Origin of the sequence: Mycobacterium sp. (genome assembly GCF_050700595.1) — a bacterium.
In the GTDB taxonomy this organism is placed as follows: Bacteria; Actinomycetota; Actinomycetes; order Mycobacteriales; family Mycobacteriaceae; genus Mycobacterium.
In genome coordinates this window covers 1-9,425 of sequence record NZ_JBOHHI010000188.1, presented here as the reverse complement: position 1 = coordinate 9,425, position 9,425 = coordinate 1, and the positions used below count along the sequence as shown (strand labels likewise).

Sequence of the window (9,425 nt, the reverse complement as noted above, 5' to 3'; positions counted from 1 at the left end):
AGGATGTGGTAGCCGATCTCGGCGGCTACCGCTTGCGCGATCGACCACACGAGTGGGTGAGTTAGGGGGCGGGAGAACGACGGCATCGTGGGTATCGAGTCCGCGGCGGCGTTCCATAGGACAATGTTTGGGCGCCCGGTCATAGTCGACGGGACGTATAGGCCGTCGAGTTCGGGCCAGGTCGTGTAGATGGCGCGGGTCCACCGTCGGCATGTGGATCGGGGTGCGGCCAGCAATGCAGCTGAAGCGGCGTTGCGGAGCAGCCACGTTCCCGATAAGTCGAGCAGGCACAGTCTCCGTTGCGGTTGCCACGCGGTGAGAGTCGGAGCGCCGGCGCGGGTGTCGATCACGCGCGTTGTCTGGTAGACCTCGGCGAGGCTGGTTGCGACATCGGCTGCGGCGTACAGGACGCCCTCAGCGGCCGAGCTGGGCTGAGGGCCCGGGTGTGGGTCCCAGCGCATCGACGGCAGCGGCCCATAGGTGCGCAGCGTGTTCCAGGACAGCACGTGTTCGCCTTCGGTGCGGTGGACCCGCCATAGCGTGCCGGTGTAGTCGGCGATGTCGTCAGGTTCCCTGATGAGCTGTTCTGGGGGCGTTCGTGGCGCCTTCGGTTTGGGCCGTGGGCTCACCAGCGCCCGAGATCCGATATGAATCCGGCCACCACCGCGGGGTCGCCGCCAGCGGCCAGATGCTCGATCGGGGTGCGGTCGTCGAAGTCGGGCTGCGGGGTGTGCATGAACACATCCAAAACCGCGGGGGTGGTGCCACGTGGTATCGAGGGGACGATCACGTCCAAACCGGGAAGCAGTTCATCACCAAGGAACTGCCAGCGAGGGATGCGTCGGCTTCCTTGAAGGTCGAAGGCCCACAACGCTTTTCCGGTGATGCGCCGCGACACGCGGGACCGGTCGACGCCGAGGATCGCGGCGGCTTCTTTGATGCTGACCGATCCCGAGAGCGCGCTGGTGAGTTGCCGCACCGCAACGCGGGCGCGGGCCTGACGTTCGTTGTCCGCCGACCATGCGTCGATCACTGCTGCTGCACGGGGTTCGGCGTGGGCGCGGAGGAACTCCACTTCTGTCGTCGACAGGGTGGTTGCCGCGGGGATTGCCGCAAATGCGGAGTCCAGCTCGTCGAGGACCTCTTCGACCGTCAGGCCAATGTGGTGTTTAGCCAGCAGCGCGCTTAGTGCGGGAGCAGTCGATCTATCCACATTGCACAGGTTAGCACGGTCATGCGGGTATGTGCGCGTGGGTCGCAATGGTTGAAGTGGCCCCGGGGCGACGGGGCCTGAATCGGCCCCATCCCACGCAGGGGACCTACGCGCGAGAACCGCTGATGACTGTGCGGATGCCCCTCCGCCCGGGAATATCAACGTGCCTCCGACGGGCCAGGCAGTCCTCGTGATGGAGACTCCGTAATCGGCTCGGATGTGGATGGGTCGGTGCCCGGGTCACCGTCAGGTGTGGGAGCCGGTCTCCGGGCGTAGGAGACGATGATCACTGCGCACGCGATCAGCCACAAGATGGGCGTCAGAGGGACCGTGGTGACAGCCAGCAGTGTGGTAGCCCCCTTGACTCCCAGCTGTCCCAAGGTTGGTACCTGGTACAGAATTGGGACCGCGACCTGGGCGATGCTGAGCGCGGTGGCCAAACTTACCCAGATGCCGATCGCACGACGGCGGCGGCCGTGGATTGCAAGCCGGTCGAATACCCCGGCACCAGCCGGCCCGTCCGGGTCCCGGACAACCAGCGCAGCGACCGGCAAAACGAATATCAGGTAGTAGGCGACGACCACAGCGGGGAAGAATGTGGCGGTGGCGAGCAACACAATGCCGGCCATGACAGGCGGGATGCGCCGCCCCAGAGCCAGCAGGCAGGCGACCACGAGGGCCAGGACGGCGTATCCGATCAGCGGTCGCGTACCAGCGAGGAAGCCCTCCGGTATCTTGCCGCCCGTCAGGGAGAACTCGACGGCATCCGGGATCAGTAAGAGCGTTCTACCGACGGACAAATTCCGCAGATCGGTAAGCCACGCGAGCGAACTGCTGAACGGGAGATTGTGGATCGACTGTGCGATTGTTGCCGGAAAGTCCCGCGGCCACAGCAGATAGGCGCCGATATTGGAGATCGCGATGCCGCCGAGGGCCAGGCCGCCCCAGCGCCATTGTCGGACCACGAACAACGCCACCGCCAGGACGGCGAACTGTGGCTTCACCAGCGCGGCCAGAATCACCATGATCGTGACGAGGCCCCACCGCCGTCGACACAACGCCACCAAGAAAACCAGCGCGATCGGTACCACGAACCCCGCCGAGTTGCCCCGATCGATCACCGCCCACGCCGGGATGGCCGCGGCGCCCAACGCCACGAAGACCACCGCCCGCTCCAGATCACGTGCCCCCCGGGCAGCCCAGACCGCGGGAGAAAGGACCGCAATCGTCAACGCGAGCAGATAGCAGACCAGCCCCAGACGCGGCGCGCCCAGCCATTTACCGAGAAAGCCAAAGGCCATCTGCGGGATCACCCCGGCTGCTGGGTACGCGAGCCGCCATGGCGGGCCATCCGGCGGGGTAAAACCGTTGTGCTGCCAGGGGTTAGGCTGCATCCCGGCATCCACCACAATTGCGTAGTCGCTGAAGCAGTGCCGGCCGATGTTCGTACCCCAGTCGACGAAGCAGTCCTGGGGAATGTACAGAAGAGAGGAAAGCACGTCGACCGACAAGCACTGGGTGAGGAAATAGCCCGTTGCCGCCGAAAGTGCCGACGCCAGCAGGATGGCGCCGAGAAGGACGGTGCGCTCGGATTGGCCGCGCAGCACCCCGCGGCGTCGAATCATCCCCACCCTCCTCGGTTCCGGCGAGACGGTATCAGACGCAGGAGGTGGTTTGCGGCATATATCAGAGGTCGATCTCGTCGGCGGCTCGGTGGTGCCCCAAGCTCACGCAGGAGGGCCGGCTATCGTGCACCGAGTTCGGGTTGCTGCCAAAAGTTTTCACCGTCGTGGCACATCAGCCCGCCGCCAGCCTCACCATCCTGTTGTTGCCACGGTCGGCGACGTACACGTTTCCGTCCTTGTCTACCGCTACTGCTAACGGGACGTTGAGGCCGGTGAACGGCAGCTCAGTCTGGGTGTTGGAGCCGGCCTCCAACTTCACCACCTTGTTGGTGTTGTGTTCGGTGACGTAGACGCTGCCGCTGGCGTCCAGCGCGATACCCCAGGGCACCCTGAGACCGGTGAACGGCAGCTCGATCGCGTTGTTCGACCCGGGCGCCAATTTCAGCACCCTGTTGTTATCGGAGTCCGTGACATACACGCTGCCAGAGTTGTCTACTGCCACCCCATCTGGGTGATTGAGGCCGGTGAACGGCAAATCTGTCTGGTTGTTCGACCCGGCCGCCAACTTCACCACGCGGTCGTTCCCCCGGTCGGCGACATACACGCCGCCGACGCTGTCCACCGCTACCCCCTCCGGGTAATTGAGGCCGCTGAACGGCATCACAATCTGGGTGTCCGAGCCGGCATCCAACTTCACCACCCTGTTGTTGAAGTCGGTGACATAGACCGTGCCGGCGGTGTCGATCGCCACCGACTGCGGCTGGTAAAGGCCGCTGAACGGCAGCACTGTCGGGTTGCTCGACCCGGCGGCAAGCTTCACCACCCGGCCGAACATGCTCTGACTCGTGACGTACAGATTGCCCTCGGCGTCCAGCGCTACCCCGCTTGGGGAGAGGCGGAAGTCGAGGCCCTTGAACGGGAGCACGGTTTGTCCGGACGCCGGGGTCGAAGGATGGCGCAGCGGCCCTGTTACCAGATATCCGGTGGCCGCGACGAGTAGGACCACGACAGCTCCGACGAGGATCCACAGCGCGCGTTTGTTGCGCGGCTCGGGCGTACCACGGCTGAAGTCAGGCTCGCGCGCGTACGGTTGGCCGGGCGTCGATTGGGCCCAGGGAGAGGGTGGGCCCGCAGGTCGGCTGCGCCAGCTACCGGCCTCGCCAGCGCTCTCCCGCAGGGCCGCTACCTCTCCTTGCCGCAGAATCGTGGTGGCTTGCTGCTGCTCGGCTACCGTCAGCGCTTCGTGCGCGGCGGTCGCCAGTTCACTGGCGCTGCGATAGCGCTCCTCGGGGTTTTTAGCCATGCCCTTGGCGATCACCTGATCGAAGGCCGCCGGAACTATGCCCGGCCGCAGCTGGCTCGGCTGCGGCGCAGGCCGCGTTAGATGCGCGGCGATCAACCGTTCGATGGTTTCGGCACGATACGGCGGCAACCCGGTCAAACACTCGCTCAACACACACGCCAGTGAGTAGATATCGGCGCGGTAGGTGACATCATCGTCGCTGAATCGCTCCGGGGCCATGTAGTTGTAGGTCCCCACCGCGGTCCCGATCTGGGTTAGCCCCGGGTCGGTGGCGGCCCGGGCGATGCCGAAATCCACCAGGTAGGCGAAGTCGTTGCTGGTAATCAGGATGTTTCCCGGTTTGATATCGCGGTGCGTCACCCCGGCCGCGTGCGCGGCGTCGAGCGCCGCAGCGATTTGGTTCACGAGAGCGACCGCCCGCGGCGGGCTCAGCGGACCAGAGCGTTTCAGTAGCGTCGTCAGATCGGTGCCGTCGATCAGGCGCATCTCCACATAGAACCGCCCGTCGATCTCGCCGTAGTCGTGGATCGGCACGATATGTGGCTCGGTCAGCCGCCCGGTGATGTCGGCCTCGCGCTGCAGCCGGGCGCGGAACACCGGATCACCGGAGAATTGCTGCGAGATCAGCTTCAACGCCACCACCCGGCGCTTGCGAGTGTCCTCGGCCGCATACACGTCGCCCATCCCGCCGCTGCCCAGCAGCCGCAGCAGCTGATAAGGGCCAAACCGCGACCCCACCCGCGAATCCGGCTCAGTGCCGCTCACCGTCGACGCTCCCTCCGTCTCGCATCACGAGATCGCATTCACCGCGGTCGCTAGCTTCGATTGAAACGAGCTCGGCAGCGGAATGGATCCATACTGGTCCAAGCCATCTTGGCCCGGACCAATTGTGGCCTGCATGAACGCCTTTACCGCCGCGCCGGTCGAGGAATCCGGATACTTCGAGCAGACGACCTCATAGGTCGGCTCCACGATCGGGTAGGCACCGGCCGTCGTCGGCTTGTAGAACGCCGACGTGTCCAGCACCAGATCATTGCCCTGCCCGGTGAACCGGGCTCCGGCAATCGTCTTTTTGACCGAGTCGGCAGTGATCGGCACCGGATCCGGACTGGCTGCCGTGACGATGCCGACGATGTTCAACTGTTTGCCTATTGCGAACGACCACTGGTTGTAGCTGATCGACCCGTCGGTTTGTTGCACGGCTGCCGAGGTGCCATTATCCCCGTCGGCGCCGTCACCCACACCGCCCTTGAACGTTTCGCCGTCGCCCTTACCCCAGGCACCGTTGGATGCGGCTTCGAGGTATTGCTGGAAGTTGGCTGAGTTGGCGGATTTGTCGCTGCGGAAGATGACGTGAATGGGCGTTGAGGGCAGGTCGGTGCCTGCATTGAGGGCTGTCACCGCTGGGTCATTCCAGGTGGTGATGGCGCCGTTGAAGATCTTCGCGGTGGTGGGCGCGTCCAGATGCAGCGAACTCACGCCGTTGATGTTGTAGGTGACCGCGATCGGTTGAAACACCGCCGGCAGGTCCCACGCCGGTGATGCGCACCGATTCGCCGCCCGGGCCGGCTCATCCTTTGATGGGTCCAACGGCACGCCCGAGCCCGCCAGGTCGGTTACATTGTTGATGAAGTCCTTCACTCCGGCGCCGGAGCCGTTTGCGTTGTAGTCCAGCGTGTAGCCCGGGCACGCGGCGCCATACGCGTAGACAAATTGCTGGATCGCGTTCTCTTGCGCCGTCGCGCCGCTGGAATGGAGTTCCTTCTTGCCGCCGCAGTCCACTTTCGATCCCGGCGCAGTGTTGCTGGCGCATGCCGACAACACCAATGCGCCCGCGGCCATCAGGCTCAGCGCGGCACCGTTGAGCTTCACGCAACCTCTCTCCGAAGAATCAGGGCGACGTACACCACTCTGCCATCGACCGGCAGAGCCACGTCCCGTCGCCTGGCCGGCGGTAAACATGCCTACCGTGAATGTACAAATCCCTGGGGACGGGGATGGGGGATTCAACGGTTGAGCCTGACCGTGGCGCCAGGAAGTAGCATCAGGTTTTGATGGGTGCTGAACAGCTCGATACCCAGACCGGTCCCGCCGATGCGGCTGATCCGGCTATCCGGAGAGAAGGGCGAGGCACGTGAAAATTCGTTTATGCACGCTGTTGGCCGCCGCCGCGCTGGTGCTGGCCGCAGCAGCTTGCAGCTCCAAGTCAACTCAGTCTCATCCCGAGGCCACCACCGGCAAAGTCGCTACGACGCCCGCGACGTCACAGGTGACGCTGACTGAGACCGGTGCCACGGAGCTGTACCCGCTGATGAATTCGTGGCGCGACGCCTATCAGTCGAAATATCGGAACGTCACGATCACTACCGCAGCCACCGGGTCAGGCGCCGGGATCTCGCAGGCCGCTGCCAGGGTGGTCACCATTGGTGCCTCCGGCGCCTACCTGTCCGAGGGTGACATGGCCCAGCACAAAGGCTTGATGAACGTCGCGTTGGCCATTGCCGCTGAGCAGGTCCACTACAACCTGCCCGGTGTCAGCGAGCACCTCAAGCTGAACGGCAAAGTGCTGGCGGCCATGTATCAGGGCACGATCAAAACCTGGAACGACCCGCAGATCACCGCCCTGAACCCCGGGGTGAACCTGCCCGGCACACCGGTGGTTCCGCTGCACCGTTCCGACGGGGCCGGCGACACCTTCGTGTTCACCCAGTACCTGTCCAAACAAGACCCCGAAGGCTGGGGTAAGTCGCCCAGCTTCGGCACCACCGTCGACTTCCCGGTAGTCCCCGGCGCGCTGGGTGAAAACGGTGCGGGCGGCATGGTGACCGGCTGCGCGGCGACCCCCGGCTGCGTCGCCTACATGGGAAGCAGCTACCTCGACGAGGCGAGCCAGAAGGGACTGGGCGAGGCCCTGTTGGGCAATGCCTCCGGTAAGTACCTGCTGCCGGACACCCAAAGCATTGAGGCCGAGGCTGTCGGCTTCGCCGCGAAGACCCCGGCCAACCAGGCAATCTCGCTGATCAACGGTCCCGCCGCTGACGGGTACCCGATCGTCTACTACGAGTACGCCATCGTCTACAGCAGCCAAAAGGATGCCGCCACCGCCCAGACGTTGCAGGCGTTCCTGCACTGGGCGACCACCGACGGTAACAGCCCCTCGTTCCTGGACAAGGTGCACTTTCAGCCGCTGCCAGCCTCGGTGGTGAAGTTGTCCGACGCTCAGATCGCCAAGATCACCAGCTGATGAGACGGCGGTTGAGCCGCAACGGCTCAGCAGTCCGCTGGCTGGGTGGGTTAGGTGCGGTGATCCCGCTGCTGGCGCTGGTTTTCGTGCTGGTGACGCTGATGATCGAGGCGCTGCCGGCGATCAGGATCAACGGGCTGCATTTTTTCACCGCCACGCCATGGAACCCGGGCAACCTCTACGGCGCTACCGTAGTCACTCACGGTGTCGCACATCCAGTCGGAGTCGACTACGGGGCGTTGTCATTGATTGTCGGGACTCTGGCGAGCTCGGCGATCGCCTTGATCATCGCGGTGCCCGTGTCCATCGGAGCCGCGTTAGCGATCGCAGAGCGGTTGCCCAGGCGTCTCGCCTCGCCCGTCGGGATGATCCTCGAATTACTCGCCGGAATCCCCAGCGTCATCGTCGGCCTGTGGGGGGCAATGACTTTCGGGCCGTTCATCGCTCACCACATCGCCCCCGTGATTGCTCGCAACGCCCCCGATGTACCGGTGCTCAACTACTTCCGCGGCGACACCGGCAACGGAGAAGGCATGTTGGTGTCCGGTCTGGTGCTGGCGGTGATGATCATCCCCATCATCGCCAGCACCACGCGTGACCTGATTCGACAGGTGCCGGTGTTGCCGCGCGAGGGCGCAAGAGCCCTGGGCATGTCCGATTGGGAGTGCGTGCGCAGCGTCACCCTGCCGTGGGTGGCCAGCGGGATCATTGGCGCGGTGGTCCTTGGGCTTGGACGTGCACTGGGCGAGACGATCGCCGTCGCCATGGTGTCCGGCGCCGAACTCGGTGCGCTGCCCACCAACATCTACTCGACCATGACCACGATCGCCGCCACCGTGGTGTCGCAGCTCGACTCGGCAATGACGGACTCCACCAACTTCGCGGTGAAGACCCTCGCCGAGGTGAGTCTGGTGCTGATGGTGATCACATTGCTGACGAATGTGGCGGCTCGTGTGCTGGTGCGCCGGACGTCGGGCACCGCGCTACCAGTGGGACGAGGGGTTTGACGTGAGCGAATCGGTTGCGTCTCGGGTCGCTATTCGGCGCAAGATCGTCAACTCGTCGTGGTGGGCTGCCTGCTTGTGCGGTCTGGCGCTGGTAATCATCCCGACGTTGTGGATGCTGATCGGAGTGGTCAGCCGTGCTGTGCCGGTGTTCCACTGGAGCGTGCTGGTCCAGGACACCCAAGGCGACGGCGGCGGCCTACGCAACGCCATTGTCGGCACCGTGGTCCTGGGTGGCGGCGTCATGCTGGTGGGCGGCAGTGTAGCCGTGTTGACCGGAATCTATCTCACCGAATTCGCTACGGGCAGAACGCGATCGATTCTGCGTGGCGCCTACGAGGTGCTGTCCGGTATCCCCTCCATCGTGCTCGGCTACGTCGGCTATCTGGCACTCGTGGTGTACTTCGGCTGGGGGTTATCCCCGGCGGCCGGGGTGTTGACGCTGTCGGTGCTGAGTATCCCGTACATCGCCAAGGCCACCGAGTCCGCGCTCCATCAGGTACCAACCTCCTACCGGGAAGGGGCAGAGGCACTGGGGCTTCCACTCGGTTGGACCCTGCGCAAGATCGTGCTGAAGTCTGCGGTGCCCGGGATCGTCACCGGCATGTTGGTGGCGCTCGCCCTGGCTGTCGGCGAAACGGCGCCGATGCTGTACACGGCGGGCTGGTCGGATTTCGTGCCGACCGGTCAACTCACCGACTCGCAGATCGGCTACCTGACCTATCCGATCTGGACCTTCTACAACCTGCCGTCGAAAACAGCCCAGGACCTGTCGTACGACGCGGCTTTGTTGCTGCTCGTTTTCCTAGTGTTACTGATCGTCGCCGGGCGGCTGATCACCTGGTTCTCCCGGCGGCATTCGGAATCTCGGTAACAACCCGGCACCCGGGCTACTGCCGTAGCGGCGCGGGGCTCCACAGCCCGCTGCGTGTCGCCGAACCGAGGTCCAGCCGGGCCGGCGTCGCGTCCGGGTAATACGGCGTCAACTGCTGCAAGGCGCCCCAGTCACGGGACCAGTCGTCTTTCAGATAGGTCG

At 64.6% G+C, this 9,425-nt stretch carries 9 protein-coding genes; 3 read left to right on the top strand and 6 right to left on the bottom strand.

Translation table 11 applies throughout. The features are described 5' to 3' along the window. The 5 genes from ACRDTL_RS17865 to pstS (ACRDTL_RS17845) form a co-directional block, all read right to left on the bottom strand. Positions 1–629 (bottom strand): RES family NAD+ phosphorylase (locus ACRDTL_RS17865; protein WP_431508031.1); only part of this gene is annotated, 629 nt, incomplete at its 3' end. Continuing rightward, positions 626–1,213, bottom strand: a complete 588-nt coding sequence (locus ACRDTL_RS17860) for a helix-turn-helix domain-containing protein (protein ID WP_431508030.1) — start codon at positions 1,211–1,213, stop codon at positions 626–628. The genes ACRDTL_RS17860 and ACRDTL_RS17865, both read right to left, overlap by 4 nt. 158 nt (positions 1,214–1,371) lie before the next feature. After that, positions 1,372–2,838: a hypothetical protein gene (locus tag ACRDTL_RS17855; RefSeq protein WP_431508029.1), complete on the bottom strand. Its 1,467-nt coding sequence runs from the start codon at positions 2,836–2,838 to the stop codon at positions 1,372–1,374. A gap of 172 nt (positions 2,839–3,010) precedes the next feature. Next, positions 3,011–4,906, bottom strand: a complete 1,896-nt coding sequence (locus ACRDTL_RS17850; protein ID WP_431508028.1) for a serine/threonine-protein kinase PknD — start codon at positions 4,904–4,906, stop codon at positions 3,011–3,013. A 24-nt stretch (positions 4,907–4,930) separates the two neighbouring features. After that, on the bottom strand, positions 4,931–5,983 hold the full coding sequence (gene pstS, locus ACRDTL_RS17845) for a phosphate ABC transporter substrate-binding protein PstS (protein ID WP_431508033.1): 1,053 nt from the start codon (positions 5,981–5,983) through the stop codon (positions 4,931–4,933). A gap of 292 nt (positions 5,984–6,275) precedes the next feature. On the opposite strand from pstS (ACRDTL_RS17845), the gene pstS (ACRDTL_RS17840) reads away from it, so the two are divergent. Genes pstS (ACRDTL_RS17840) through pstA form a run of 3 tightly spaced genes read left to right on the top strand, consistent with a single transcriptional unit; the run spans position 6,276 to position 9,263 of the window. Then, positions 6,276–7,385 carry a phosphate ABC transporter substrate-binding protein PstS gene (pstS, locus tag ACRDTL_RS17840; RefSeq protein WP_431508027.1) on the top strand — a complete coding sequence of 370 codons (1,110 nt, stop codon included), beginning with the start codon at positions 6,276–6,278 and terminating at the stop codon, positions 7,383–7,385. Beyond that, a complete protein-coding gene (pstC, locus tag ACRDTL_RS17835; protein WP_431508026.1) occupies positions 7,385–8,392 on the top strand; it encodes a phosphate ABC transporter permease subunit PstC in 1,008 nt (335 codons plus the stop codon). Before pstS (ACRDTL_RS17840) ends, pstC begins: the two co-directional genes overlap by 1 nt. Position 8,393: 1 nt before the next feature. After that, positions 8,394–9,263: a phosphate ABC transporter permease PstA gene (gene pstA, locus ACRDTL_RS17830; protein WP_431508025.1), complete on the top strand. Its 870-nt coding sequence runs from the start codon at positions 8,394–8,396 to the stop codon at positions 9,261–9,263. A 16-nt stretch (positions 9,264–9,279) separates the two neighbouring features. On the opposite strand, the gene ACRDTL_RS17825 is transcribed toward pstA, so the two are convergent. Continuing rightward, positions 9,280–9,425: arabinosyltransferase C-terminal domain-containing protein (locus ACRDTL_RS17825; RefSeq protein ID WP_431508032.1), on the bottom strand; the 146-nt coding region annotated here is incomplete at its 5' end.